This window comes from Burkholderiales bacterium (genome assembly GCA_013695435.1).
GTDB lineage: Bacteria > Pseudomonadota > Gammaproteobacteria > Burkholderiales > JACMKV01 > JACMKV01.
This window is the reverse complement of the sequence record JACDAM010000141.1, coordinates 1-26,542: the sequence shown is the minus strand read 5'-3', so window position 1 is coordinate 26,542 and position 26,542 is coordinate 1. Positions and strand designations below refer to the sequence as shown.

The following is a 26,542-nucleotide window of genomic DNA, read 5'->3' as shown; positions in this document are numbered from 1 at the left end:
ATCGTCTGTTGCCACGGCATAAGTCGCGGCGCGGCCGTTTGGGTCAAAGAGGCGGCAGCTCCATCCTCCGTATCAAGCATCGCGTGCCGATTGCCGAGCGCTGCCCCGAGATCAGCACGCGCCTTGATCCCGGACACTGGGAAGCCGATCTCATGCTGTTTGCCCGCTATGGCCAGGCCGTTTTAGTCACGCACGAGCGGCGCTCGCGCGTGCTCATCGCCAGCCGGCAGCCGAACAAGGCCGCTCTGCCGGTCGTAGGTCATGCAACGGTTCAAGGAATCCGCGGAATATCTCGGCCGGCGTTCGAAAGCCCAGGCATTTACTTCAAACGTGAATGCACCTTCCCGCGTGCGCGGGATGACAACTTGCTCAGAGCCTCTTTACTGCAAGGCAAACTTTTTAAGCACCGCCTGCAGCGATTCGTTTTCCGGATTGTCCTTCAGAGTCTCGCGCCAGATTTTTTCCGCTTCGGCTTTTTTTCCCTGCGCCCACAACACTTCGCCAAGATGCGCAGCGATTTCGGGATCGGGCCGGCTCTCATAGGCGCGCCGCAGGAATTCCAGGCTGCGATCGAGGTTGCCTTTACGGTAATGCGCCCAGCCCATGCTGTCCATGATGAACGGATCATCGGGCGATAATTCAAGCGCGGTTTCGATAAAACCGATCGCTTCCTTGACGCGATCCGTGCGGTCGGCCAGCGTATAACCGAGCGCGTTGTATGCGTGCGCATAGTCCGGCTTGAGTTCGATCAATTTGCGCAGATTCGATTCAAGCACATCCAGGCGATTGATCTTGTCGGCGGCCATGGCGAGGTCGTACAACAATTCGGGCGATTCCGGCTCTTTTTGCAGCGCGCGCGCCAGGACATCGTAGGATTCCTGATACGCCGTCGCCTCGCGCAGCAATTGCGCCTCGGCCTGCACAAGCTGCACGCGCTGCTGCGGGTTCTTGGTGTCGATTTCGTGCAGGTATTGGCGGGCTTCGGACAACTTGTCGCGCTTTGCCAGCAAGCCAGCGATCCGTATCTGCGCAGGCAAATATTGTTCTCCCTCGTTCACGCTTGCGTACCATTGGCGCGCGCGGTCGTAGCGCTTGGCTTCTTCGTTAACCTGGCCAAGATAGAAACGTACGACGTCGGGCTCGCGGTATTGCAGTTCCAGCACGCGCGTCAATTGCGCTTCCGCGGCATCGTAATCCTTGAGCTGCATGGACAATAAACCGATCGCCAGCGCAACGTCCGGGTTGTTCGGGTGATCGGCGGTCAGGCGCTGGAATTCGGCTTTGGCCTCGGCATATTGCTTTTCGCGGGACAAGAGCCGCGCGTAATTCAGCCGGACTTCTTTGGCTTTCGGATTGGTCTTCAGATACTGCTCAAAAAAAGCCAAAGCAGCCGCGTCCGACTCGCGCTGCAGAATCTGCCCCTGGAACAGCGCCGCCAGCTCCCAATCCGGGCGCAACCCGGACGCAGCGCGCACTCTATTCAGGGCAATGTCGTACTTGCCTGCGTTATAAGCGGCTTGGGCGACGGCGAACTCGACCTCGGCGACGCCCGGATAAGGCTGGCCAAGTTCCTGAATCAGTTTCACAATCGCTTCCTTATCGGCGTGCTTTGCAAGCAAGCCGTTAAGCTGCAGAAACACTTGGCCGAGATTTTCGGCGTCGGCATTCAGCAGTTTCTGCAAATGCGGCTTGGCCGCTTCGAGATTCCCTGAATTGACAAGTAACGCAGCTATCGTCTGTGCGGCGGTCACGGATTCGGGTTCCGCTTCGATCCAGATTTGCGCGGCTTCGAGCGCGGCATCGGGCGAACGCGAGAAGATGGCGATTTCGGCGGCGCGCTGGGCCAATCGCGGGTCGCGCGTTTCGCGCGCCATTTCGAGGTAATTGCGTGTCGCAAGGTCGAAACGGCCGCGCTGGCCCGCGATTTCGGCTAGCAAAAACTGATACAGAGTCTGCTCGTCGAGCTGGTTTGCCGGGAGCGCTCGGCCATCCTGCGAGCCTTCGGCAGGTATTTTCGCCGCGCCCTGTTCCGCGGCGACCTTTATCGCATCGGCATCGGTGGGAGCGACCGGCTGTTGCGCACAGGCAGTCAGCAAGCCGGCGAGAATCAGCAACGCTGAAACCGGGGATGCCATCGATCTGGCGGAATTAACAAAACCCGTGGCGGCGCGCAGCAAAGCCTGATCGGCGCGAAGGTGACAAATACGGCTCTTGAACATAAAACATCCCTACGGTTTGTGTTTCGGTGCGACTTGAATAAGCCTGCGCTCGCTACTGCATCGGTTTAGAAGCCCTGAATGCCGGCAGGTTCTTCTTGATCAGGGACATATTAGGTTATATTTGAGACGCTCGACAAGCAGACTGCGGTACGCGCATTGCGCGCCGGCTCCCTCGCCTTCTGTTCAGGCGTCATGCCACCGTCCCCACTCGCCAACTTTGAGCGCACCCGATCTCACAGTCTACGCCGAAAAACTGAGTCGCCAGTACCGCGCGCACGCGGCCGTTCGCGACGTCACCCTGGAACTTCGGCGCGGCGAAATACTGGGATTCCTCGGGCCGAACGGCGCCGGCAAATCGACGACCATGCGCATGTTGACTGGCAATCTGGCGCCGAGCGCGGGGTCGGTGCGAATTTGCGGGATCGATCTAATGAGGTGCCCGGTCTCCGCCAAAGCACGGATTGGCTATTTGCCGGAAACACCCCCGCTGTACCGCGATCTGACTGTGGATGAGTTCCTCCAGCTCGCAGCGCGGCTGCATCGCGTCGCTGCAGCTCGTGTCGATCAGGCCGTGGGGCGGGCAAAGCAGCGTTGCGGACTATCCGAAGCCGGTCGCCGCATCATCGCGACGCTGTCCAAAGGCTATCAGCAGCGCATCGGCATCGCACAAGCGATCGTCCACGACCCGGAAGTGGTGATTCTCGATGAGCCGACGGTCGGGCTGGACCCGAACCAGATTCGCGAAATCCGCGAATTGATACGCGAACTGGGGCAGGAGGCGAGCGTCATTCTGTCGACCCACATTCTGCCCGAGGTCGAAGCAGTCTGCGATCGCGTCCAGATCATGCACCGCGGCCACGCCGTCTTCAGCGGCAGCATCGCCAGCTTGAAGCAGTTGCGCAGTGCGGGCGGCATCGAGATCGCCCTGCGCGCGCCGCCTGCGTTTGCCGAAATCGTCAGCATTCCAGGCGTAGCAGGCGCAGACGATTTGGGCGACGGCGCCTTCCGCATCCGCCACGAAACGAGCGACGCTACCGATGCCGTTCTGGCGCGCGCCGTCGAACGGCGCTGGGGTCTGTTCCGGTTGGCATCGGCTGAAACCAGCCTGGAGCAGGTGTTCTCGGAACTGACCGAGGATGACGTCGCCGCATGATGCATTTAATGATGCATTTAGTGGGAAACCTCGGCATGGCATTGCGCTGATGCTGGCGCTCGCCGCCAAGGAATTGCGCGCCCTGTTCGTCGCCCCGCTCGGCTGGGTGATTGTGGCGCTGTTGCAGATTATTCTCGCCTGGATCTTCCTGGCGCGGCTCGATGTTTTCCTGCAAATTCAGCCGCAACTGAGCCAATCGCCGAACGCGCCGGGCGCGACCGAAATTATCGTCATGCCCTTGTTCGCTGCCGCCGCCGGCATTCTGCTGATGACCGTTCCATTGCTGACCATGCGCAGCATCGCCGAGGAGCGCCGTCAGCAGACCATGGCCTTCCTGCTATCGTCGCCGTTGTCGATGACGGCCATTGTCCTCGGCAAATTCCTTGGGCTGATGGCTTTTCTGCTGATCGTTATGGCGCTGGCCGGAGCCATGTCGTTGACGCTGTTTGCTGGCGGAACCCTGGATGTGGGCCTGCTGCTCGCAAACGTGTTCGGCCTCGCCCTGCTGAGCGCGAGTTTTGTCGCCGCCGGAATCTGGGTTTCCTGCCTGACCGCGCAACCGGTGGTTGCCGCGATCGGCGCCCTCGCCCTTCTGGTCGGGCTGGCGCTGATCGATTTTTCGGTCACCGATCCAGACAGCCCGCTGCATGTTTTCTCGCTGCTCAGGCATTTCGGCAACTTCAATAAAGGCGTTCTCGATACCGCGGATATCGCCTTCTGTATGCTTTTCGTGATCCTTTTTCTCGTGCTCGCGATCCGTCGCCTGCACGGCGAACGGCTGCGCGGCTGAAGCGTGCCGGCCGAATCGAAACGAGGCGTGCAACGGCTCGAACGCAGGCGACGCGCCCGGCATGCATTGCGCGGCGGGGCGTTGACGCTGCTGTTCGTATGCCTGATCGGCGCGTTAGCCCTTCTGGCCGATCAGCATCGCCTGCGCTGGGACATTACGCAAAACGCCCGCAATACGCTGAGCGCGGAAACCCGCAATATCCTGCAGCAGCTCGACGGCCCGGTCGCTATCACGGCTTACGCCGCGCCCGGCCAGGACGCTCGTCTCGGCGACTTGCGCAAGCTGATCGGCGATTTCGTGGCACCGTACCAGGCGGCCAAGCCGAACATCAAGCTGCGCTTTGTCGACCCGAAAGCCGAGCCCCAGGCGGCGAGCGCGGCCGGTGTGCAGACCAATGGCGAACTCGTCGTCCAACACGGTCAGAAAAGCGAGCATCTGACGACCTTTACCGAACAGGCGCTGAGCAATCTGCTTGTCCGTCTCGCGCGCTCGGAGGAGCGTCTGGTGATGTATCTGGATGGCCATGGCGAGCGCAAATTGAATGGCGCCGCCAACCACGATCTCGGCCAGTTCGGCAAACAGCTTGAAACGCGCGGCTTCAAAACAGCGGCCCTGAATCTGAGCCTGGCGCAGGAAGTCCCGGACAACGTCGCCGCACTCATCATCGCCAGCCCGCGCGTCGATTTGCTGCCGGCCGAAGTCAGGAAGCTGAACAATTACATGGCGCGCGGCGGCGCCCTGCTGTGGCTGATCGATCAGGAGCCGCTGCACGGATTGGAAGCTGTCGCCGAGCAACTGCAGTTGCGTCTGACCGACGGTGTTGTCGTCGATCCGGCGGCGGCCGAGTTGAAGGTTGAGGCGACGATGGCGGTCGGCTCGGCAATCAGTCCGGAATTCGGCAAGCACCCGGTGACGCGCGATTTCACATTGAATACGGTATTGCCGTTCGCGCGCCAGATCGCAAGCGAACCGGGATCGGCCTGGCAGACAACACCGCTGGTGCAGGTCGCGCCGCGCGGATGGCTCGAGACAGGCGCGCTCGACCAGACTGTCAGCTTCGATGCGGCGAGCGACAAGCCCGGACCGATTATCGTCGCCGTCGCCTTGGGCCGGCCGCTGGGCCGGCAGCGGCCGGAACAGAAAGCTGCGCAGGAGCAGCGCATTGCCATCGTCGGCAGCGGGCACTTCCTCTCCAACGCCTACATCGGCCTCGGCGGCAATCTGGAACTCGGCGTCAATCTGGTCAACTGGCTCGCGCGCGACGACAATCTGATCGTGATACAACCGTCGGCCCGTATCGACAGCGATCTCCACCTCGGGCGCACGGCGCAAACCGCCATCGTCGTTGTTTTCCTGATCGGGCTGCCGCTGGCGTTTCTGATCGCCGGCGCTGCGATTCGCTGGCGCAGGCGCAAGTTCTGACCGTGCCCGAGCTTCCTGAAGTCGAAATCACACGCCGCGGTCTGGCGGCGGCGCTTTCGGGGCAGCGCATCGTCCGCGTAGTGATCCGCAATGCCTCTTTGCGTTGGCCGATTCCGAAACAGCTTGCCGCGCTGCTGGCCGGCAAAACCATCCGTGAGGTCAGACGCCGCGCCAAATATCTGCTGCTCGATTGCGGCGACGGCGCGCTGATCGTGCACCTCGGCATGTCGGGCAGTCTGCGGATTCTGCGGGAGGGTTGCGCGGCGGCGGCGCACGATCACTTCGACCTCATTCTGGAAAACGGCGTGATGCTGCGGCTGCGCGATCCGCGGCGGTTTGGGGCCGTGTTGTGGCAGGACGGCGATCCCCTGACGCATCCGCTGCTAGCCGGATTGGGGCCCGAGCCGTTGTCCGATCAATTCAGCGGCGCCGTGCTGCACAAGGCAACGCGCGGACGCAGCGCCAGCATCAAGGCCTTGCTGCTCGACAGCCGCATCGTTGCCGGGATCGGCAATATCTACGCGAACGAGGCGCTCTATGCCGCCGCCATACGCCCGAGTGCGCCCGCCGGGCGTTTGTCCCGTGGGCGATGTGAACGCCTGGTCATCGCGCTCAAACAGACGCTCGAAGCGGCGCTCGCGGCAGGGGGCAGCAGCCTGCGCGATTACGTCGCGAGTGATGGCGAATTCGGTTGTTTTCAACTGCAGTACGCGGTTTATGGCCGCGCCAATCTGCCGTGTCCGCAATGCAGTTCGCCGGTGCGCGCGCTGCGAATCGGCCAGCGTTCGACTTTTTACTGCGCGTGCTGCCAGCGTTAAGTGCAGATAAGTCCTTACGTTGCTGAAGCTTTATGCTAAAGTTCAAGGAACTCAAGTAACAGACGGTTTATGAACCCTTATGCAGCATCTCGTCGCTGATTTACAGGTCTACAGCGCATGGCGCGTCCGACTGTCGGACAGCATTGCCGCGCATCGCGATTGGTTGCGCACGCAGGAGCTCGATGACGCGCATATCAAGGTGCGCATCCAGCGCCTGCTCGACCGCTTGTCCGACGACAAGCTGAACGTCGCCTTCGTCGCCGAATTCTCGCGCGGCAAAACCGAGCTGATCAACGCCATCTTCTTCGCCGATTACGGCCAGCGCCTGCTGCCGTCGCGCGCCGGGCGCACGACCATGTGCCCAACCGAGATTCTGTTCGACGAGACGCGCGCGCCGGTCATCGAGCTTTTGCCCATCGAAACGCGCGCCAATTCCACCAGCACAACCGAGTACAAGCGCAAACCGGAAGCCTGGCATCGCGTGCCCCTCGACGTAAATTCGCCCGAATCGATCCTCCAGGCCTTTCACGAAGTCAGCCTGACGCGCCGCGTGACGCTGCAGGAAGCGAGCGGGTACGGCCTCTATCACGAGGGAAACAAGGACGACGCGCTGCTTGTGGACGCCGCCGCGACAATCGAGATTCCTTGCTGGCGGCACGCGATCATCAACTTCCCGCATCCGCTCTTGAAGGAAGGTTTGGTGATTCTCGATACGCCGGGCCTGAACGCGATCGGCTCCGAGCCGGAACTGACCCTGAATTTGCTGCCGAACGCGCATGCCGTGCTGTTCATTCTCGCCGCCGACACCGGCGTGACCAAAACCGACAGCGACATCTGGCGCCAGCATATCGCCAATCTGCAAGGCCGCAAGAAAGGCCGCATGGTGGTGCTGAACAAGATCGACGGCTTGTGGGATGAATTGAAAACGCCTGCCGAAATCGAGCAGGAAATCGTCAAACAGGTGAAATCGACGGCCGCGCTGCTGAACGTCAGCGTCAGCCAGGTGTTCCCGGTTTCGGCTCAGAAAGCGATGGTCGCCAAGGTTCGCAAGGACGCCAGCCTGCTGGCGAAAAGCCGCCTGCCGCTACTCGAAAAAGCGCTGTCCGATTACCTGATTCCGGCCAAGCAGGAGATCGTGCGCGAAACCATATACGGCGAGGTCGACGATCTTCTGAACAACACGCGCTCGCTGCTCGATTCGCGGCGCTCGGCGACCCGCCGGCAGCTCGAGGAGTTGTCGGCGCTGCGCGGCAAGAACAAGGACCTGATCGCGCACATGATGCAGAAGGCGCAAAAAGAGAAAGACAGTTTCGATCAGGGCCTGCAGCGCTTTCAGGCGGTGCGCAGCATCTTTTCTCAGCAGACCAACACGCTGCACGGCTATCTCGGCATGGACGCGCTGAAAGCCGAAGTTGAGCGCACGCGCGCGGCGATGCACAAAAGCCGCTTTAGCAAGGGCATACGCGAGGCGATGACGCAGTTTTTCTCTGCAGTCAGCCAGAATCTGTGGAAAGCGACGCGCCAGGTCGGCGAAATTCTGGAAATGATGGATGCGATGTACAGCAAGTTCAGCCAGGAGCACGGCATCCCCCACGTCAGCCCGATGTCGTTTTCGACCGCCAAGTATCTGCGCGAAATCGAGCGCCTGCAGAACAGCTACAACAAACATTTCAACACGACGCGAACCATGCTGATCAACCGCAAGTCGACGCTGGTGCACAAGTTTTTCGAAACGCTCGCCAGCCGCGTTCTCTATACCTTCGAGATCGCGAACCGCGACGTCGAGAACTGGCTGATTGCGGTTATGACGCCGATGGAAACGCGCATGCGTGAACATCAGTTGCAACTGCGGCGCCGGCTCGACAGCATCCAGCACATCCATGCGGCCACCGGTTCGCTCGAAGAGCGCATCACCGAACTGCAGCACAACGCGATCGATCTGGGCCGGCAGCTCAGCGAAGTTGGATTCCAGCGCGTGAAGCTGAGCGCGGCGCTCGAAATTGGGGATAAGCGCCAGAAGGCGGCTTAGAGCTTATCCAATCGTCATGAACGCGAAGAACCTCGTTTCTATTTCGCCAGCGTTGGCTCGGAGCCGGCTGCGGGATTGGCGGCAAGCAGCTTCAGATATTTCTCTTGAAGCTGCTCTTTGCTCTCAACCACATCCGGGTTCAGCGGAATGCAGTCGACTGGACACACTTCCACGCATTGCGGCGTCGCGTAATGGCCGACACACTCGGTGCAAAGCTTCGGATTGATGACGTAAATCTCTTCGCCCTGCGCGATCGCGCCATTCGGGCATTCGGGCTCGCACACGTCGCAATTGATGCATTCGTCGGTAATCATCAAAGCCATAAACCGCCTCTCATCGCGCGTCAGGTTTTCCGGCGGTCGTGGTGAACCTTGGCGTTCAGTTGCGCGCAAATCCTGGGATCGACGAATTCGCTGATATCGCCGCCGAGCATCGCGATCTCGCGCACCATGGTCGCCGAAATAAACATGTATTGATCGGACGGCGTCAGAAACAGTGTTTCGACTTCGGGGTGGAGTTTGCGGTTCATGCCGGCCATCTGGAATTCGTAATCGAAATCCGAAATCGCGCGCAGGCCCCGCAGAATGATGTTGCCGCGATGCTCGCGCAATAAATCGAGCAGCAACCCGTCAAAGCCGACGACTTCGACGTTCGCATGGTGGGCGAGCACGGCCTTGGCCATTTCGACGCGCTCGTCCAGGGAAAAAAACGGGCGTTTGTGGCGGCTGTCGGCGATGCCGACGACGACACTGTCGAAAATATTCGCCGCGCGCCGCACCAGATCCTCGTGACCGCGCGTCAGAGGATCGAAGGTGCCAGGGTAAACCGCCTTGGTCAGCATGTCCGGTTAACATTCATCGCCATACTCGGAAGCCCGCCCCAGTAGTTGGTAATGCACTCGCCCTGCCCGGCTGCTGCGGACTGCGGCCCAGTCTTCGGACGTCGGCAGCGCTCGCGGGCCCTCCAGGTAGACCAGTCCGTTCGGAGCAAGCCGCGGCAAAAGCTGCGGCAAAAGCTGCGGCGCAAGACCGGAATCGAACGGCGGATCGAGAAAGATGCGGTCGAATGTCTCGCCCACATCCCGTATAAAACGCGGCCCGTCGCCGCGAACGATTTCGACGCTTGCCGCCTGCAACTTTGCGGCGTTTGCCCGCAGCGCATTGTATACGTCATCGTCATTATCGACCATGACGACACGCGCCGCGCCGCGCGAAGCCGCCTCGAAGCCGAGCGCGCCACTGCCCGCAAACAAATCCAGGCACGACAGGCCGTCGAGCTGCTGCCCGAGCCAATTGAATAGCGTCTCGCGGACGCGGTCGGGCGTGGGCCGCAGGGTCGGATTGGACGGAAATTCGATCAGGCGGCTGCGCCAGGCGCCGCCTATGATGCGAACCGTGTTCTTGCCGCGCAACGGTGCGCGCCTTGATTTGCCGTTGCCGGTCTGGTGGTACGGCTGGCGACTACTTGGCCTGGGCCTGTTTTTCGGCTGCCCCGACCACGGTTGTCACCATGCGATCCGGATCGACGTGGCGCGAAAACGCCTGCTTGATATCAGCGGTGGTGACTTTTTCGACATTTTTCGTGAAGGTGTCGAGATAATCGAGCGGCAGTTTATAAAAGCCTATCACCGCCAGGTATTCGTGAATCTTCTTGTTGCTGTCGATGCGCAGCGGGAATCCGCCGATGATGTTCTGCCTGGCGGCCTTCAGCTCGGCTGCGGTCGGCCCGCCGGCGAGAAATTCGCGCAACGTTTTGCGGACGACCAGAAGCGCGTCGTCGGCCTGCTCTTTTTTGGTCTGCAAACCGATCTGAAAGGGTCCGGCTTCCTTCAATGGCATGAAGTAGCTGTATACGCTGTAGGCGAGCCCGCGTTTTTGCCGCACTTCCTCGATGAAGCGCGAAACGAAACCGCCGCCGCCCAGCACATAGTTGCCGACGAATAGCGGAAAGTAATCCGGATGATTGCGCGGAATACCGACGGCGCCGAGCAGTATGTGACTTTGCGAAGCCGGATGCGGGATGTTCTCGACCTTGGCCGCCTGCAGCTCTTGCACGTCCGGAATCGCGGTGGCGGGGACCCCGGCGCGCGGCAGTTTCCCGGTCACGCGCTCCGCAATCGCATCGGCATCGGTACGGCTGATGTCGCCGATGATGGCGACGATGGCATTGGCCGAACTGTAGTGATCGGCATAAAACCGCTGCAGATTTTCGCGCTTTAGATCGGTGACGGTTTCGACCTCGCCGGAGGTACGCAGCGCGTACGGATGATCGCCGTACAGCATCGCGAAAAACGAATGCTCGGCGATCGATTCGGGCTTGGTATTGGCTTCACGCAGCGCACCGATCACGCGCGCTTTTTCACGCTCGAGGACATCCTGCGGAAACTGCGGCGATTGCAGCACGCGCGCGAAAACATCGAGCGCTTGTTCGCGCTCACGTGCGCTCGACAAGGTGCGCAGCGACAAGCCGGCGCGATCGTGATCGAAACGGCCGGTCAGTTGCGCGCCGACATCGGCGAGCCGCTTGGAGATTTCGTCGTCCGACAAGCCCTCGGCGCCCAGACGCAGCATGTATTGCGTCAAACTGGCGAGGCCCGATTGACCAGGAACGTCGAAACTCGATCCGGCCGGAACATCGACGCTGACATCGATCATCGGCAAATCGCGATTCTCGACGAAATAAACGTTGGCGCCGCTTTCAGTCTTCCAGTGCTGGATCGGCAGCGCGGCCTGCGCCGCCGATGCAAACACGAGAGCCGCCACAGCAGCAAGCGTTGCGAACAGCAACAGGGTTTTAGATCCGATTCTAATTTGCATGGCGTAAACCCTTGGGCGGCTGCGCGGCCTGCTTTTGCTCGAGCGGCTGCGGATCGAGGACGGCGACGGTCAGGTTGTCATCGGTCAGGTATTTCTTCGCCACCGCCTGCACCTGCTCGGCGGTCACGTCCTGTAACTTCTTCAATTGCGTGTCCAGCGATTTGTACGAAACGCCGGCGGTTTCCAGCGAGCCGATCTGCATCGCGGAATAGAACATCGAATCGCGCGAAAATACTTCCGACGCGATGACCTGCGCCTTGACGCGCTTCAACTCCTCTTCGGTGACACCCTGTTCGACGATTTTCTGAATCTGCTCGCGAATGCCCGCTTCAAGCTCTTCGACCGACTTGCCCGCCGATGGTGTGCCGTCGATCAGGAACGTGCCGGGTCCGCGCGCGACACTGTCGTAACCGGCGCCGGCAGAACTGGCCAAACGCTGCTCCCTGACCAGTTCGCGATTCAATCGCGCCGCCTCGTGCCCATCGAGCACGCCGCCAAGGATTTCCAGCGCATAGGGCTCCCAGTCGCGCTCGGCATCGCGCAACACCGGCGCGTGATAGCCCATCATCAGGTACGGCAATTCCGCCGGCGCCTTGACCGTGACGCGGCGCGTTCCGGTTTGTTCGGGCTCGGTTTGCGGTTTGCGTTCAGGCAGCGGATGCGGCTTGATATCGCCGAACAGCTTTCGGGACAATTCGAATACACGCTTCGCTTCGACGTCGCCGACGACGACCAGTATTGCGTTGTTCGGCGCATACCAGCGCTGGTACCAGGCGCGCGCGTCGCCGACGCTCATGTTCTGCAGATCGTTCATCCAGCCGATGACCGGCGCCCGGTACGGGTGCGCGCGAAACGCCGTCGCCATCAGTTGCTCATAAACCAGCGAGTGCGGCTTGTCGTCGGTGCGCCAGCGCCGCTCTTCCATGACGACGTTGATTTCCTTGCCGAATTCCTCGGCAGTCAGAATCAGGTTTTGCATGCGGTCGGCCTCGAGCTTCAGCGCAAGTGGCAATTCCGATTTGTGCAACTGCTGGAAATACGCCGTGTAATCCTTGCCGGTAAACGCGTTGTCCTTGCCGCCGGCGGCTGCGATACGGCGCGAAAATTCGCCGCCCGGCACCGCTTTTGTGCCTTTGAACATCATGTGTTCGAGCACGTGGGCGACACCCGTCGTGCCGTTGAATTCGTCCATGCTGCCGGCGCGATACCAGACCATCGACGCGACTACCGGCGCGCGATGATCCTCCTTGACGATGACCCGCATGCCGTTTTTCAGCGTGGTCTCATGAATATTCCGGGTTTGATCGGCAGCCGGGGAAGCAAGCGGAAAGCCGAGCGAGAGAAGCAGCAGACTGCGTCGGACGAGATTTCGAAAACATCGGGAGGGCGGCGACGGGGCAGTTCGGAAGTCGGTCATTATGTTTGGCAATAAGCGTCAGGAATAAGGCTGGCTATGGGAAGACCATCAGAATAAAATCGCGGTTGCGCGCCCAGATGGTCGGGTGCTGCTCTGACATCCCTCACCATGCTTAGTTTCTTCAGGAAAACCCCGAAGCCGGCGGAAAACGACGTCGCCCTTGAGCACGCCGGAGAAAAACCGCCCGAAGTCGAATTCGAGTCCAGGCAACTGGCCGAAAGCGAAAGTACTGCGCAAACCAGCGATGCTGGGAAAAAGGCCGGAGGCTGGGCGGCGAGACTGAAACAGGGTCTTGCCAGCACCCGCAACCAGCTCAACCGGCAATTGACCGGGCTATTCGGCGGCCACAAGAAGATCGATGAGGCGCTGTACGGAGAACTCGAAACGGTGCTGCTGAGTTGCGATGTCGGCATCGCCGCAACGACTCACCTGATCGACGATATAAGACTGCGCGCGAAACGCGGCAAATTTACCGAGCCGATAGAGTTGCAATCGGCGCTGCGCGAGGCCTTGCTCGAATTGCTGGCGCCGCTGGCGCAGCCTCTGGACACCACGCGCCAGCGGCCGTTCGTGATCATGCTCGCCGGCGTCAACGGCGCCGGCAAGACCACGTCGATCGGCAAGCTGGCCAAATATTTCCAGGCGCAGGGTCATTCGGTGCTGCTCGCCGCCGGCGACACTTTCCGCGCCGCCGCCCGCGAACAACTGATGGTGTGGGGCGAGCGCAATAATGTCGTCGTCATTACCCAGGAATCGGGCGATGCCGCGGCCGTGGTCTTCGATGCGGTGCAGGCGGCGAAGGCGCGTGGCATCGACATCGTGCTCGCCGACACCGCCGGGCGCTTGCCGACGCAGCTTCATCTGATGGCGGAAATCAGGAAAATCAAAAAAGTGATCGACAAGGCGCTGCCCGGCGCGCCGCACGAGACGCTTCTGGTGCTCGACGCCAACACCGGACAGAACGCCATCGCCCAGGTCGCCGCTTTCGATGCGGCGCTCGATGTCAGCGGACTGGTGCTGACCAAGCTCGACGGCACTGCCAAGGGCGGCGTCATTGCCGCGATCGCACGGCAGAAGCCGATTCCGATCCGCTTCATCGGCGTCGGCGAAAAGCTCGACGATCTGCGCCCGTTTGACGCCGCTGAATTTGTCAACGCCTTGTTCGAGCGCCGGCCCGAAGACCTGCACGCCGAGCGCCAGCCGCAACAAGGACCGGAAGGCGGCTATTCCCGGCCGTGATCAGCCTCAGCCAGGTTTTCAAGCGTTATCCGCAAGGCCGCAGCTCGCAGGCTTACAGCGCGCTCAGCAACATCAGCTTTACCATACAGCCGGGCGAGATGGTGTTCATCAGCGGCCACTCGGGCGCCGGCAAAAGCACCTTGCTGAAACTGATCGCCGGAATCGAGTTGCCGTCGGCTGGCAGCGTCATCGTCAACGGCCAGAACGTCGGCAAGCTGAAGCCTGCCGCGATGCCGTTTCTGCGCCGCAATTTCGGGCTCGTATTCCAGCAGCATAAACTGCTGTTCGATCGGACGGTGTTCGCCAATGTCGTCCTGCCGCTCGAAATCGCCGGTTTCGAGCGGCGCGAAGCGGCGCGGAGAGTGCGCGCCGCGCTCGACAAGGTCGGCCTGCTCGGCAAGGAAAAAGCCTGGCCGATCACCTTGTCCGGCGGCGAGCAGCAGCGCCTGTGCATCGCGCGCGCCGTCGTCAACCGGCCGAGTTTCCTGCTGGCCGATGAGCCAACCGCGAATCTGGACGCGGCTTATGCCAACGACATTATCGGCATGTTTCAGTCGTTCAACCGGGTCGGCGTGACTGTCGTCATCGCCACCCACGACGAGGCCATGCTGACGCGCGTCGCGCCGCGCACCATCGCGCTCAAGCAGGGTGAGCTGGTGGCGGAAGCGGAACACGGCGTGATGGCGGAACGCCACGCATGAAGGCCTGGTTTGCCCAGCATGTGCGCGCGTTATCGGCCTCGTTGGCAAAGCTCGGGCGGGCGCGGTTGGCAACGGCGCTCAACGTCCTGGTATTCGGCGTCGCGCTGAGTTTGCCCGCTGGACTGTACGCGGGGCTCGACAATTTGCAGCGTTTCGCCGGCAATCTCGAGCGCAAACCGCAGATCAGTCTGTTTCTGACCCTCGATGCCTCGGCAGCCGATACCGCGGCGATTGAAAGCAGATTGCGCCAGAACGCTGGTATCGCGTCATTCGCATTCGTTCCGCGCGAAAACGCGTTGGAAGAATTCCGGCAGCAGGCCGGCCTCGGCGACGTCATCGCTCAACTGTCGCACCGGCAGCAAGGCGAGCCGGCTCGGAACGCTCGCAACGTTGACGAGCAGGCGAACAACCCCTTGCCTGACGCGTTCGTCATCAACGCGAACAGCGATGAGCCGCGCACGCTGGACAAAATGCGCGCCGAATTCGCGCAGTGGCCCGCTGTCGAGCACGCGACGCTCGATTCGGCATGGGCGGAGAAGTTGGCTGCGGCCGTCGCATTCGGCCGCCTCGCGACCTTGTTTCTGGCGACACTTCTGAGCGTTGCGCTGATAGCCGTGGTGTTCAATACGATCCGCCTGCAGATCCTGACGCTGCGCGACGAGATCGAAGTCGCGAGGTTGATCGGCGCAACCGATCCGTTCATCCGCCGGCCGTTCCTTTATTATGGCGCGGCCCAAGGCTTCATAGGCGGCCTGCTTGCTTGCCTGATTATCGCCGCGGCCTTTGCTCTGCTCGACGAAAATATGCGCGCGTTCGCGGAGCTGTATGCGGCTGATTTCCGCTTGCGAGGCCTGGCTTATGGCGACAGTATGGCGGTGCTGGCGTTTTCGGCGGTACTTGGCTGGCTCGGCGCGCGGCTATCGGTCGGGCGGCATCTGAAACAGTCGATTTAGCGAGCACGGTTGCGGGAACTTGATCCTTTTCTGGCACTCTTAGTCCATGTCTGCTAATTTGAAATTTAACTTGATAACCAATGACTAGCGCTCTTTCTGCCCTGAATTTTCCGCTGCCATCGGCGACCGGCAGCCTGGAAAGTTATATTCGCGCCGTCAGCCACTTTCCGCTTCTGACCCAGGAGCAGGAGACCACTTACGCGCGCCGGCTGAAACATCATGGCGATCTCGACGCCGCGCGGCAGTTGATCCTGTCGCATTTGCGTGTCGTCGTCGCCATCGCCCGCGGTTATACCGGCTACGGCTTGCCGCAGGCCGATTTGATCCAGGAAGGCAGCGTCGGTTTGATGAAGGCGGTACGGAGTTTCGACCCCGAGCGCGGCGTGCGGCTGGTGTCGTTTGCCGTGCACTGGATACGCGCCGAGATTCACGAATTCGTTCTCCGCAATTGGCGTATTGTAAAAATCGCAACGACCAAGGCACAGCGCAAACTATTCTTCAACCTGCGCAGTCTGAAAAAAGATCTGGGGCCGCTCGATCCGACGGCGACGTCTGAAATGGCGCTGCGCCTTGGCGTGAAGCCCGAGGACGTGACCGAAATGGAAACGCGCCTCGGCGGTCAGGACATTGCGCTCGAACCGTTGCACGAAGACGGTGAGGAAAGCCTGAGTCCGATCGCTTACTTGTCGGATGCCGACGCGGAGCCGGCGCGGATATTCGAAGCTGAACAGACGGGTCGTGCGCGTTCCATCGATCTTGAAAACGCTTTGGTCAGCCTCGATCCGCGCAGCAAACGCATCATCGAAGCGCGTTGGCTGCGCGAAAAAGATCACGCCACCCTGCACCAGCTGTCCACTGAACTCGGCGTCTCCGCCGAGCGGGTGCGTCAGATCGAACAGAAGGCGTTGAAAAAAATGAAAAGCCTGATGCTCTCGACATAACCGCCTGTTTGTCTCCCCGAGACGACAAAAAATATTCAAACGCGCTAGAGGGTTAGCGCGTTTGTAATTTCTACCGATGGTTTTAACCACATTTCGCAAATCCGCTAGCGCTTAAATGCTTGTTCTTTAATGATTAGTTAGATGGCACGGCGCTTGCTCCCGGTTATGCAACTGGCTATTGCCAGCTCACAACTTACGGAGATAACGAATGAACAAATTAACCGCACTTGCATTGGCGCTGGCCATGGGTTCCAGCGTTGCCATGGCAACCGATGCATCCAGAACCAACGCGGATTCACCTTCCAAAGACGCCAACGCGCCAAGCTCGACGCCTGCTGAAGGAAAGTCATATAGCGGTGAAGCCGAAAAGCAGCAGACCACGACCGAAGGCCAAGCCGGTCCGGCTGGCTCGGCCAGCCCTTCCAAAGACGCCAACGCGCCAAGCTCGACGCCTGCTGAAGGAAAGTCATATAGCGGTGAAGCCGAAAAGCAACAAACCCGGTAATACGCCCGTTAGACGCGCTCGCTCCGGGATCGGAGCGAGCGTAGATTCAATCTATCGAGGAGATCATGAATAAATTAACTGCAATAGCTTTTGCACTTCTGATGGGTTCGGGCGCCGCTTTCGCGACCGATTCCGCTGGCAAATCGGCCGCTGAAGGCAAGCCCCTCAGCGACTCCGCCGTGGAAAACGAAAAACCCGGCGAGGCTTCGGGCCAGGCTGGTCCTTCCGGCAGTGCAAGCACTGGCGCCGCCGCTTCCACAACCGGCGCGCCGCACGATGATTTCGATCCGCTGACGCTGGATATGGATAAAGACGGTTACGTCAGCCAGGCCGAAGCGCAGAAAATGGTCGATTTCGGCGAGATGGACTTCAACGCAATGGACGCCGACAAGGACGGCCGCATCTCGGCCGCCGAAGGCAAGTCGTTCAGCGCCGCCGCCCGCGAGGGCAACCAGCCGGGACAACCAGCGCCTGGACAGGCGGGACAAGCCGGCGAGCCGGGAGAGACAGCGCCCAAGGGTTATTAAGCGAAGTAAGCCCCGCTTAAGCGGGGCGCAAAAAGCCCCTCTGATGAGGGGCTTTTTCATGGCTCTGGTTTACTTTTTATGGCTGCGGATTACGGAAGGCCGCGCAGCATTTGCTCTCTTGCGCTAATCAGCCGTCGTTCAGCAAATCCCGCACGTCACTGGCAAGCGCCTCGGCGCCCATGCCATAACTGGCGAACAGCCGCAGGCGTCCAGCCTGGTCGTAGATGTAGGTACCGGCGGAGTGATCCATGGTGTAACTTTTTTCGCTGGGCCGCTTTTCGTAGAGGATTTTGAATTCGGCGGCCGTTTTCGCCGTTGCCTCGGCATCGCCGCGCACGCCCAGAAAATCAGGGTGGAACGAAGGAACATATTGCGCAAGCAGCGCTTCGGTATCGCGCTCGGGATCGACGGTGACGAACAAGACCTGAACCTGTTCGGCGTCATTGCCCAATAGTTTCATCATCTGCGCGAACTCGGCCAACGTGGTTGGGCACACGTCGGGGCAGTGCGTGAAGCCAAAGAACAGTACGACCACCTTGCCGCGAAAATCGACGAGGCTGCGCGCTTTGCCATGATGGTCGGTGAGGGCGAAATCACGCGCAAAGGTCGCGCCGGTGACATCGGTCGACTTGAATTGCTCAGGGCTATTGCACGCTGCGAGGGTGCCTAGCAGCAGCGCCAGCGCGAGGAACCGCCAGACGGATTTCAGCGACGGAGGCGCCGTCATCCTTTAGCTAGATCGGCAGATAGTGATCGACCAGCAGCGCGCTGAACAGCGCAGTCAGGTAGAAGATCGAGTAGCGGAAGGTGCGGCATGCGAGCTGATCGCTGTAGTCGAAGTAAATCCTGGCCGCATAGTATAAAAACACGGCATCGAGCGCGATCGCGGAGACCAGATAAAGCCACCCGCTCATCCGCGTCGCAAATGGCAGCAAGCTGACTGCGGCGAGGATCACCGCATACAGCAAAACGTGCAGGCGCGTGAATTTGTCGCCATGGGTGACCGGCAGCATCGGCACGTTCGCCTTGGCATATTCGTGTCGGCGATACAGGGCGAGCGCCCAGAAATGCGGCGGCGTCCACGCGAAAATTATCAGGAAAAGCAGCAGCGCATCGGGCGACACGCTGCCGGTGACGGCCGCCCAGCCGAGAACCGGCGGCATTGCCCCGGAAGCGCCGCCGATCACGATATTCTGCGGCGTCGCCGGCTTCAGCACGATGGTGTAAATGATCGCGTAGCCGACGAAAGTGGCCAGGGTCAGCCACATGGTCAAGGGATTCACCAGGCGGTACAGGATCAGCATGCCGCTGCCGCCGATGATCGCGGCGAACGCCAGGGTTTGCTTTGAGGTGACTTGGCCGCGGGGCAAGGGGCGCGCCCGCGTCCTGGCCATGATCGCATCGATTTTCTGCTCGACGAGGCAATTGATGGCAGCCGCGGCGCCGGCGACGAGCGCAATTCCGATCGTGCCGAAAACCAGCACAGCGAGCGGAACCGCGCCAGGCGTCGCCAGACACATGCCGATAATGGCTGTAAACACGATCAGCGAGACGACGCGCGGCTTGCACAGGCGGTAAAACTGCCCGACGCGCACACCGGTCTGTTGCAATGTCATGCCTGCTGCCATGCGGTTTCTCCTTTGCTTCCTTTGCTTGTAACACGAAAGTTTAGCATTACCATCGTCATCAGCAGCAAGGCGGCAACCGCATTGTGCAGAACCGCGAGCGCCAATGGCAAACCGAGCAAGACATTCGCCGCGCCGAGTCCGATCTGGATGATGAGCAGGCCGGCCAGCAAGCCGGCATACACTCGCAGCGTATTTTTTCTCGCCAGCCAGACCGCCAGCGCGCCGAGATAGATGAAGGTGACGAAGGCGCCCAGCCGGTGCAGCCAATGAATCGCGTTCAAGGCTAGCGGCGACAGCGGTTCGCCCGCCGCGTCGACACCGAGCTCGCGGACGACGTGAAATCCCGAGGCGATCGCCATCTCCGGCACCCACTGTGCATCGCAAAGAGGAAAGTCGGGGCAGGCAAGCCCCGCGTAATTGCTGCTGACCCAGCCGCCGAGGCCTATTTGGACGATGAGAATGACAAGCCCCCATAGAGCAGCCGCGCCGAGGTTCCGCGCATCGCCATGTCGATGCGGCGCGGCTCGCGCGCGGACGGAAATCCGCATCATCAGCCAAACCAGCAAGGCCAGCGTTGCCATGCCGCCCAGCAAATGCAGGGTCACGACCGCCGGTTTCAGAAGCAGGGTCACTGTCCACATACCTAGCAACGCCTGGAATGCCACGAGTGCGACCAGGCACAAGGCCAGCGCCGGCGAGCCGAAATGATTTCGGTTTCTCCACCACAACCCGGCGATCGCCAGAATCAACAAGCCCAGCGTTCCGGCCAGGTAGCGATGCGTCATCTCGATCCAGGCTTTGCGCTCGTTCAGTTCGTGCGCGCGCGCATGGTTTGGCGCTTCGATTGAGACGACGAGCTTGCCATAGCATCCCGGCCAGTCCGGGCAGCCGAGCCCGGCATCGGACAGGCGCACGAACGCGCCGAAGACGATGACGAAGAAAGCCAGGAAAGTCGCGGCTGTAACAAGTTTTTTCAGCACGTCGGATTTGGATTCACCTGGTTGCCGGCCGCGCGGATCAATTCGCCCCAATGCCGATCCGCGCACCGGGGCGCGTTCAGCCGATGCGCGATACTTTGAGCAAGCGCGCCAGGTCCTTCACGATCTTGCCCGGATCGGCATTCTTCGGGTAACGCATCATCAGGTTGCCCAAAGGGTCGATCAGGTAAATATGATCGCGTCGCGATGCCTCGGCCGGAAACGCCTGTTGCAGCACGCGGCTCGAAGGGTGCAGACGTGTCGTGCCATCGTAATCGGCGAGCAGCGCCGTTTCCGGTTGCCGATTGTCGTCGATTAGCCAGACGCGAGCGATGCGGGCCATCTCGCGCCCCTGGGTTAACCTGACTTGGCGCAGCGTGTAAAGCTTTTCGCGGCAATAGGCATCGCACGCGCCCGAATCGACGGTCATCATCACCCATTTGCCCTTGAGTTCGGAGATGGGCGTTTGGCCGCCGCCCAAAATGCCTTCCGGCAAAGGCCTGGGCTCGATCAGTTCGCCATAGTTGACGCGCGCTTGCGGCTGCCAGAAATAGTAGACCAGATAGGCCGCGACGGTCGGCGCTGCGCAAATCAAGGCGATCAGTAACAGTTTTATTCGGCCTCGATCGAGCACTTTTTCACGTTCAATACGAGGTAAATGACCAGTATCGTCAGCGCCAGCGCAAACCATTGAAAAGCATAGCCCTGATGTTTTGCGATACCGGCGTCGGGGCGCGCCCAGCGACGCAGCAGGCCGTCGTCTGGCGCGCTGGTTTGCTGGATCACGATGGGTTGCACATCCAACCCGCTGCTTTCGCGATATCGATCGAGTACCAGGTTTTGCCGGATCGCGCCTTCGCCGGTTTGCTCCGACAGCTCGAGTATTTTATTGCCGGGAACGACTGCGGTACCTGTGATAAAAACCCTTCCGCTCGGCGTGGCGACGACGGGCAGCTCGCTGCGCTTCCGGTTCGCCGCGACCCAACCGCGATTTATCAGGACGTAGCGCCCGCTTTCGTCGATCCGCAGCGGCGTGACGATCTCGAAACCGACCTTGCCGGCCGATATCTTGTTGTCCAGATAGATCGTATGCCTGGGTTCGAACCTTCCGGAAACTTCGACTGTACGAAACTCGAAATCGGCCGCGTCGATGACAGTCACCGGAACCCGAACGGCCGGCTCGTTGGCCCGCTTTTCCAGGCTCTCCTGTTTGCCCGCTTTTTCGGCGGCGCGGCCCAGTTGCCAGTTGGCGAGGCTCAACGTTACGGCGATTCCGATTGCCGCCAAGGACGACGACCATATTTTCGGTCTGAAACGATAGCGGCTGACAGGCACCGAATGCTTAGGCTAGACTGGCGGCAGATTCGAGCGAAAAATCATGAAAATCGTCATCATCCTGTTCCTTGTCGCCATTCTCTACAGTCTCGGTTCCGCGCTCTATTACCTGGTGAAAGACCAAGGACAATCGGACCGGACCGTCAAAGCGTTAACGGTGCGCGTCGCCTTGTCCATCACCTTGTTTGTGTTGTTGCTGCTGGGATTTCAGTTCGGCATCCTGACCAAGTAGCCTGTAACAGCGCTCTGCGATACAGCATTGCGATAAGCGTTTATCCTCGCCGAAATCACGCGGAAGCTGCTCAGAGCCAGTACACGACAACGAACAGGAACAGCCAGACAACGTCGACGAAGTGCCAGTACCACGACACTGCCTCGAAAGCGAAATGGTGGTGCGCGCTGAAGTGTCCGGCCATGCTGCGGAACAAAATCACGATCAGCATGATCGTGCCGATGGTCACATGGAAACCGTGAAAGCCGGTCAGCATGTAGAAAGTCGAACCATACGCGCCGGACGTCAGTTTCAGATTCAGTTCCGAGTAGGCGTGAGCGTACTCGTAAACTTGCAGTCCCAAAAACGTGGCGCCCAGTGCGACGGTCAGAAACAGGCCGAGTATCAACTGGCTGCGATTGTTCTTCTTCAAACCCCAATGCGCCCAGGTGACAGTCGCGCCAGAGCTCAGCAGGATCAGCGTGTTCAATGCTGGAATTCCCCATGCCGACACCGGCGTAAACCGGGTGTCGAGACCAGGCCCGACCACCGGCCATTCAGCGGTAAAATTGGGCCAGAGAATCTTGTGTTCCATATCACCGAGCCAGGGCACCGACAGCACGCGCATATAAAACAGCGCGCCGAAGAACGCCGCGAAGAACATGACCTCCGAAAAGATGAACCAGCTCATGCCCCAGCGGAACGATGTATCGACCTGCTTGTTGTATTTGTCGCCTTCGGATTCGCGCACGACCACGCCGAACCAGCCGAACATCATGTAGATCAGCACGGCAAACCCGCCGGCCACCACCCATTTGCCGCTTTCACCGACGCCATTGATCCACATCACCGCACCGGTCGCCATCGTGAGCAATGCGATCGAGCCGAAAATCGGCCAATGCGAAGGCTGCGGAATGTAGTAATGACTGTGACTCGCTTCATGCGCCATGATGATCTCCCCCTCCTTTATCCTCTTGAATGACTCAATTCCTGAAATCGCGGGCTAGCATTGCGGTGCTGCGCGCGGTACTTCGTTGGACCAGCGCTCCACAAATGATCGCCTGATCAGCGCGTAACATAAGACACCAGCACCACCAACCCGATCACAAATAACAGCGCGCCAACTATTCCGGCGACGATGACCTGGCCCAAAGTCAGGCTGACGGTATCCGACTCGCCGTGCTTGCGTTTGCGGACGCCCAAAAAAGCCCAGAACACCGCTTTCGCCGCTTGCAGGGCTGACCCTTTGCGGGCCGGCTCAGCCGGCTCGGGCGCTTCGGTCATCGCACGGGCAGCTTACCCGCGTCCTTCGATCGGGAAAAAAGTGTACGACAGCGTAATCGTATTCACATCGTCCGGAAGGCTGGGTTCGATCACGAAAACAACGGGCATGCGGCGCGTTTCCCCGGCAGCCAGTTGCTGCTGCGTGAAGCAGAAACATTCGAGCTTTCTGAAATACAAGCCGGCCAACTGCGGACCATAACTCGGAACCGCCTGGCCCGTTACGGCGCTGCCGGAAGGGTTGCTGATTTCGTATTCGACATGGACGAGTTCGCCGGGGTGCACGCGTATGGTCTTTTGCAGCGGCGAGAAGGTCCACGGCAGTTGGTCGCGCGTATTCGCGTCCAGCTCTATAGTCAGCCAGCGCGATGTGTCGATCTGGCTGTTTTCGACTGTGTCGGCGCGCGCGATGTTGTTGATGCCCGTCACCTCGCAAATCTTTTTGTACAGCGGCACGAGCGCGAAACCGAAGCCGAACATTACGGCTGCTACGACCAGAAGTTTGCGCAGCAAAAAGCGGTTTGAGCCGAGGGCGCTCATGCGCAGCGCTTAAGTATCACGGCGAGAAAGAAAGCTGCCGCTATTGCGGAGAGTATCAGCGCCGTGCGCCATTTCGGCTGCATACATTGTTATTTGACGACCGGCGGCGTTTCGAAGCTGTGATAAGGCGCGGGCGAAGGCAGCGTCCACTCCAGCGTATCGGCGCCCTCCCACGGGCGCGCCGGCGCCTTGACGCCGCCGCGGATGCATTTCAGGACGATGTACAGGAATAGAAGCTGGCTCAGGCCGAAGCCAAACGCGCCGATGCTCGCGATCATATTGAACTCGGCGAATTGCGTCGCGTAATCGGGAACGCGGCGCGGCATTCCGGCAAGCCCGAGAAAGTGCATCACGAAAAACGTCAGATTGAAGAAAATCATCGACAACCAGAAATGGATCTGGCCGAGCTTCTCGTCGTACATATGGCCGGTCCATTTCGGCAGCCAATAGTAGATGCCGCCAAAGAGCGAGAACAAAGAGCCCGCCACCAGCACATAGTGGAAATGCGCGACCACGTAATAGGTGTCCTGCAATTGAATATCGACCGGGGTGATCGCCAGGATCAGCCCGGTGAAGCCGCCCATGGTAAACACGAAAATGAAGCCGACGGCGAACAGCATCGGCGTCTCGAAGGTCATCGAGCCGCGCCACATCGTGGCCAGCCAGTTGAATACCTTAACCCCGGTCGGGATCGCGATCAGCATGGTCGCGTACATGAAGAACAGCAGCCCAGCCGCCGGCATGCCGACGGTGAACATGTGATGGGCCCAGACGATGAACGACAAAATCGCGATCGACGACATCGCGTAAACCATGCTTGCATAGCCGAATAGCGGTTTACGGGAAAAAGTCGGAATGATCTGCGAGACGATGCCGAAGCCCGGCAGAATCATGATGTAGACCTCGGGATGGCCGAAGAACCAGAAGATATGCTGGAACATGACCGGATCGCCGCCGCCCGCGGCGTTGAAGAAGTTGGTTCCGAAATGGCGGTCGGTCAGCAGCATGGTCACAGCACCCGCGAGCACCGGCATGACCGCGATCAGCAGATACGCGGTGATCAGCCAACTCCAGACGAACATGGGCATTTTCATCAAGGTCATGCCGGGCGCGCGCATGTTCAGTATCGTCGTGATGATGTTGATCGAGCCCATGATCGACGACGCGCCCATGATGTGAATCGCGAAGATCGTCAAATCCATGCCGATGCCGAGCTGGATCGACAGCGGAGCATACAGCGTCCAGCCGCCAGCCGCCGCGCCGCCGGGCACCAGGAACGAGCCGAACAGCAACAGCCCCGCCGGCGGCAGCAGCCAGAAGCTCCAGTTGTTCATGCGCGCAAACGCCATGTCGGGCGCGCCTATCATCATCGGAATCTGCCAGTTGGCGAAGCCGACGAAGGCCGGCATGATCGCCCCGAATACCATGAGGAGGCCGTGCAAGGTGGTCAACTGGTTGAAAAATTCGGGCTCGACGATTTGCAGACCGGGCTGGAACAGCTCGGCGCGTATGGTCAGCGCCATCGTTCCGCCGGACAGAAACATGATGAAGCTGAACCATAGATACAGCGTGCCTATGTCCTTGTGGTTGGTCGTCGTGATCCAGCGCATGACGCCGCCTTGATAGCCGTGACCGTGATCATGCGAATGATCGTCGTGCCCCTGAACTGCTTCCATGGTCTTCTCCTGTCAGCTTCGTTATGCGGATGTTGGCTTATGCGCTGGCGCCGCCTATTTGCGCACTGCCTTGATTTCAGTCGGCTGGATGGCGTCGCCGGTCTTGTTGCTCCACGAATTACGCTCGTAGGTAACGACAGCCGCGATATCGACATCCGACAACTGCTTGAAAGGCGCCATGGCGGTTCCCGGCTTGCCGTTCAGCACGATGTCTATGTGCGCGTTCTTGTCGCCGGTCGCGATCTTGGAGCCATCCACTGCGGCGAACACGCCGGGCAATCCCTGACCATTGGCCTGATGGCAGGCAACGCAGTTGCTCGCGTAAACCTTCTCGCCCAGCGCTTTCAATTCGTCGAGTGCAAACTTCTTGTTCGGGTCGACTTTGGTTGCCGCCGACTTCTGTTTTTCCGCGGCGACCCACTGTGCATATTTTTCGGGAGAAACGGCTTCGACTACGATCGGCATGAATGCGTGATCCTTGCCGCATAGTTCGGCGCACTGGCCGCGGTAGGTGCCTTCCTTATCGACCTTGAACCAGCTGTCGCGGATAAAACCGGGGATCGCATCCTGCTTGACCCCGAGCGCCGGAACCCACCAGGCATGGATTACGTCATTCGCGGTCAACAGCACACGGACTCTCTTGCCGGTAGGCACGACCATCGGGTTATCGACTTCGAGCAGATAGTGTTCGCCTTTGGGCTCGTTGTTTCGAATCTGCGCCGTGGGCGTCGTCAGGTTGCTGTAGAAGTGGATATCGTCCTGCAGATAATCGTACCCCCACTTCCACTGGTAGCCCGTGACCTTGATGGTCATATCGGGCGACGAAGTGTCCTTCATCGCGAGTATGGTTTTGGTCGCCGGATAAGCCATGCCGACCAAAATAAACAGCGGGATGATGGTCCACAGAATCTCGACCGTGGTGTTTTCGTGGAAGTGCTGGGCTTTGTGTCCGACTGAGCGGCGATGCTTGACGATCGAATAAAACATGATGCCGAACACGATTACGAAGATGACCGCGCAAACCAGCAAAATCAGATTGTGCAAGTCGTACATCTGGCGCGCCATTTCGGTTTGCGCCGGCTGCAGGTTGAGCTCGAAAGCGCTGTGCGCGACCCCTGACATGACGGCGGTGCAGAGAGCGACGAAGCCGCCCACCATGGTGTTTGCCAGCCTGGCTTTCATACTCCCCCCGAATAAGCAGTGCCCAGATATTTTTTCAGCCGCCGCGCGAGAGCGATGCGCTGGCGTCCGGTCAGATGCCGGCCGAACTCGATTTCGCGCCCGTGCGAGCGCACCGTCAATCGTTGCCCCGCGTCGCACTGGACGCGCGCCCAGAAACAGTTGATTTCGACGCGCCGTAATTC

The 26,542-nt window shown here is 60.1% G+C and carries 29 protein-coding genes; 12 read left to right on the top strand and 17 right to left on the bottom strand.

The genetic code is table 11. From position 1 onward, the window contains the following. Positions 1–380: 380 nt before the first annotated feature. Positions 381–2,219 (bottom strand): tetratricopeptide repeat protein, encoded by a 1,839-nt coding sequence (locus H0V78_07355; GenBank protein MBA2351595.1) that lies wholly within the window; start codon positions 2,217–2,219, stop codon positions 381–383. A 217-nt stretch (positions 2,220–2,436) separates the two neighbouring features. On the opposite strand from H0V78_07355, the gene H0V78_07350 reads away from it, so the two are divergent. The 5 genes from H0V78_07350 (at position 2,437) to H0V78_07330 (ending at position 8,431) form a co-directional block, all read left to right on the top strand. Next, positions 2,437–3,372: an ATP-binding cassette domain-containing protein gene (locus tag H0V78_07350; protein MBA2351594.1), complete on the top strand. Its 936-nt coding sequence runs from the start codon at positions 2,437–2,439 to the stop codon at positions 3,370–3,372. A gap of 46 nt (positions 3,373–3,418) precedes the next feature. Beyond that, complete coding sequence (locus H0V78_07345) at positions 3,419–4,162, top strand: ABC transporter permease subunit (GenBank protein MBA2351593.1); 744 nt, start codon at positions 3,419–3,421, stop codon at positions 4,160–4,162. 27 nt (positions 4,163–4,189) lie between these two features. Beyond that, complete coding sequence (locus tag H0V78_07340) at positions 4,190–5,584, top strand: GldG family protein (GenBank protein ID MBA2351592.1); 1,395 nt, start codon at positions 4,190–4,192, stop codon at positions 5,582–5,584. A gap of 2 nt (positions 5,585–5,586) precedes the next feature. Continuing rightward, a complete protein-coding gene (gene mutM / locus H0V78_07335) occupies positions 5,587–6,402 on the top strand; it encodes a bifunctional DNA-formamidopyrimidine glycosylase/DNA-(apurinic or apyrimidinic site) lyase (protein MBA2351591.1) in 816 nt (271 codons plus the stop codon). A 79-nt stretch (positions 6,403–6,481) separates the two neighbouring features. Further along, complete coding sequence (locus tag H0V78_07330; GenBank protein ID MBA2351590.1) at positions 6,482–8,431, top strand: dynamin family protein; 1,950 nt, start codon at positions 6,482–6,484, stop codon at positions 8,429–8,431. A gap of 38 nt (positions 8,432–8,469) precedes the next feature. On the opposite strand, the gene H0V78_07325 is transcribed toward H0V78_07330, so the two are convergent. Genes H0V78_07325 through H0V78_07305 form a run of 5 tightly spaced genes read right to left on the bottom strand, consistent with a single transcriptional unit; the run spans position 8,470 to position 12,664 of the window. After that, positions 8,470–8,754 (bottom strand): YfhL family 4Fe-4S dicluster ferredoxin, encoded by a 285-nt coding sequence (locus tag H0V78_07325; GenBank protein MBA2351589.1) that lies wholly within the window; start codon positions 8,752–8,754, stop codon positions 8,470–8,472. 20 nt (positions 8,755–8,774) lie between these two features. Then, positions 8,775–9,272 (bottom strand): pantetheine-phosphate adenylyltransferase, encoded by a 498-nt coding sequence (gene coaD, locus H0V78_07320; GenBank protein ID MBA2351588.1) that lies wholly within the window; start codon positions 9,270–9,272, stop codon positions 8,775–8,777. A 6-nt stretch (positions 9,273–9,278) separates the two neighbouring features. After that, entirely contained in the window at positions 9,279–9,842 is a 564-nt protein-coding gene (rsmD, locus tag H0V78_07315; protein MBA2351587.1) for a 16S rRNA (guanine(966)-N(2))-methyltransferase RsmD, read from the bottom strand. A gap of 49 nt (positions 9,843–9,891) precedes the next feature. Beyond that, positions 9,892–11,247 (bottom strand): insulinase family protein, encoded by a 1,356-nt coding sequence (locus H0V78_07310; protein ID MBA2351586.1) that lies wholly within the window; start codon positions 11,245–11,247, stop codon positions 9,892–9,894. After that, positions 11,237–12,664, bottom strand: a complete 1,428-nt coding sequence (locus tag H0V78_07305; protein MBA2351585.1) for an insulinase family protein — start codon at positions 12,662–12,664, stop codon at positions 11,237–11,239. Before H0V78_07305 ends, H0V78_07310 begins: the two co-directional genes overlap by 11 nt. Before the next feature lie 108 nt (positions 12,665–12,772). Here H0V78_07305 and ftsY point away from each other — a divergent pair, with 108 nt between their 5' ends. The 6 genes from ftsY (at position 12,773) to H0V78_07275 (ending at position 17,530) form a co-directional block, all read left to right on the top strand. After that, on the top strand, positions 12,773–13,903 hold the full coding sequence (ftsY, locus tag H0V78_07300) for a signal recognition particle-docking protein FtsY (GenBank protein ID MBA2351584.1): 1,131 nt from the start codon (positions 12,773–12,775) through the stop codon (positions 13,901–13,903). After that, complete coding sequence (locus tag H0V78_07295) at positions 13,900–14,604, top strand: ATP-binding cassette domain-containing protein (GenBank protein ID MBA2351583.1); 705 nt, start codon at positions 13,900–13,902, stop codon at positions 14,602–14,604. The genes ftsY and H0V78_07295 overlap by 4 nt, the downstream gene beginning before the upstream one ends. Then, a complete protein-coding gene (locus tag H0V78_07290; GenBank protein ID MBA2351582.1) occupies positions 14,601–15,557 on the top strand; it encodes an ABC transporter permease in 957 nt (318 codons plus the stop codon). The genes H0V78_07295 and H0V78_07290 overlap by 4 nt, the downstream gene beginning before the upstream one ends. Positions 15,558–15,637: 80 nt before the next feature. Continuing rightward, positions 15,638–16,498 carry an RNA polymerase sigma factor RpoH gene (gene rpoH / locus H0V78_07285; protein ID MBA2351581.1) on the top strand — a complete coding sequence of 287 codons (861 nt, stop codon included), beginning with the start codon at positions 15,638–15,640 and terminating at the stop codon, positions 16,496–16,498. 208 nt (positions 16,499–16,706) lie between these two features. Further along, positions 16,707–17,003, top strand: coding sequence for a hypothetical protein (locus tag H0V78_07280; GenBank protein MBA2351580.1), 297 nt, complete (start codon positions 16,707–16,709; stop codon positions 17,001–17,003). Positions 17,004–17,068: 65 nt separating this feature from the next. Beyond that, a complete protein-coding gene (locus H0V78_07275; protein MBA2351579.1) occupies positions 17,069–17,530 on the top strand; it encodes a hypothetical protein in 462 nt (153 codons plus the stop codon). A 127-nt stretch (positions 17,531–17,657) separates the two neighbouring features. Here the strand turns inward: H0V78_07275 and H0V78_07270 are convergent, their stop codons facing one another. The 5 genes from H0V78_07270 to H0V78_07250 all read right to left on the bottom strand — a co-directional run bounded on the left by H0V78_07270 (position 17,658) and on the right by H0V78_07250 (position 21,407). Continuing rightward, entirely contained in the window at positions 17,658–18,257 is a 600-nt protein-coding gene (locus H0V78_07270; protein ID MBA2351578.1) for an SCO family protein, read from the bottom strand. Positions 18,258–18,264: 7 nt separating this feature from the next. After that, positions 18,265–19,158 (bottom strand): protoheme IX farnesyltransferase, encoded by an 894-nt coding sequence (locus H0V78_07265; protein ID MBA2351577.1) that lies wholly within the window; start codon positions 19,156–19,158, stop codon positions 18,265–18,267. Further along, the gene (locus H0V78_07260) at positions 19,143–20,138 is read right to left on the bottom strand and encodes a COX15/CtaA family protein (GenBank protein MBA2351576.1); all 996 of its coding nucleotides are present in this window, start codon (positions 20,136–20,138) and stop codon (positions 19,143–19,145) included. The genes H0V78_07265 and H0V78_07260 overlap by 16 nt, the downstream gene beginning before the upstream one ends. A gap of 76 nt (positions 20,139–20,214) precedes the next feature. After that, complete coding sequence (locus H0V78_07255; GenBank protein MBA2351575.1) at positions 20,215–20,769, bottom strand: cytochrome C oxidase subunit I; 555 nt, start codon at positions 20,767–20,769, stop codon at positions 20,215–20,217. Further along, positions 20,748–21,407, bottom strand: a complete 660-nt coding sequence (locus H0V78_07250; protein ID MBA2351574.1) for an SURF1 family protein — start codon at positions 21,405–21,407, stop codon at positions 20,748–20,750. The genes H0V78_07255 and H0V78_07250 overlap by 22 nt, the downstream gene beginning before the upstream one ends. A gap of 106 nt (positions 21,408–21,513) precedes the next feature. Between H0V78_07250 and H0V78_07245 the strand changes: the two genes are divergently transcribed. Continuing rightward, positions 21,514–21,702 carry a twin transmembrane helix small protein gene (locus H0V78_07245; protein ID MBA2351573.1) on the top strand — a complete coding sequence of 63 codons (189 nt, stop codon included), beginning with the start codon at positions 21,514–21,516 and terminating at the stop codon, positions 21,700–21,702. 70 nt (positions 21,703–21,772) lie between these two features. Here H0V78_07245 and H0V78_07240 read toward each other — a convergent pair whose 3' ends face one another. The 6 genes from H0V78_07240 to H0V78_07215 form a co-directional block, all read right to left on the bottom strand. Further along, positions 21,773–22,630, bottom strand: coding sequence for a cytochrome c oxidase subunit 3 (locus H0V78_07240; protein MBA2351572.1), 858 nt, complete (start codon positions 22,628–22,630; stop codon positions 21,773–21,775). Between the two features lie 116 nt (positions 22,631–22,746). Beyond that, positions 22,747–22,965, bottom strand: a complete 219-nt coding sequence (locus H0V78_07235) for a DUF2970 domain-containing protein (GenBank protein ID MBA2351571.1) — start codon at positions 22,963–22,965, stop codon at positions 22,747–22,749. A 12-nt stretch (positions 22,966–22,977) separates the two neighbouring features. Further along, the gene (locus H0V78_07230) at positions 22,978–23,502 is read right to left on the bottom strand and encodes a cytochrome c oxidase assembly protein (GenBank protein ID MBA2351570.1); all 525 of its coding nucleotides are present in this window, start codon (positions 23,500–23,502) and stop codon (positions 22,978–22,980) included. 89 nt (positions 23,503–23,591) lie between these two features. Beyond that, on the bottom strand, positions 23,592–25,178 hold the full coding sequence (gene ctaD / locus H0V78_07225; protein MBA2351569.1) for a cytochrome c oxidase subunit I: 1,587 nt from the start codon (positions 25,176–25,178) through the stop codon (positions 23,592–23,594). A gap of 54 nt (positions 25,179–25,232) precedes the next feature. After that, the gene (gene coxB, locus H0V78_07220; protein MBA2351568.1) at positions 25,233–26,360 is read right to left on the bottom strand and encodes a cytochrome c oxidase subunit II; all 1,128 of its coding nucleotides are present in this window, start codon (positions 26,358–26,360) and stop codon (positions 25,233–25,235) included. Further along, positions 26,357–26,542 (bottom strand): DUF2244 domain-containing protein (locus H0V78_07215; protein MBA2351567.1); only part of this gene is annotated, 186 nt, incomplete at its 5' end. The genes H0V78_07215 and coxB, both read right to left, overlap by 4 nt.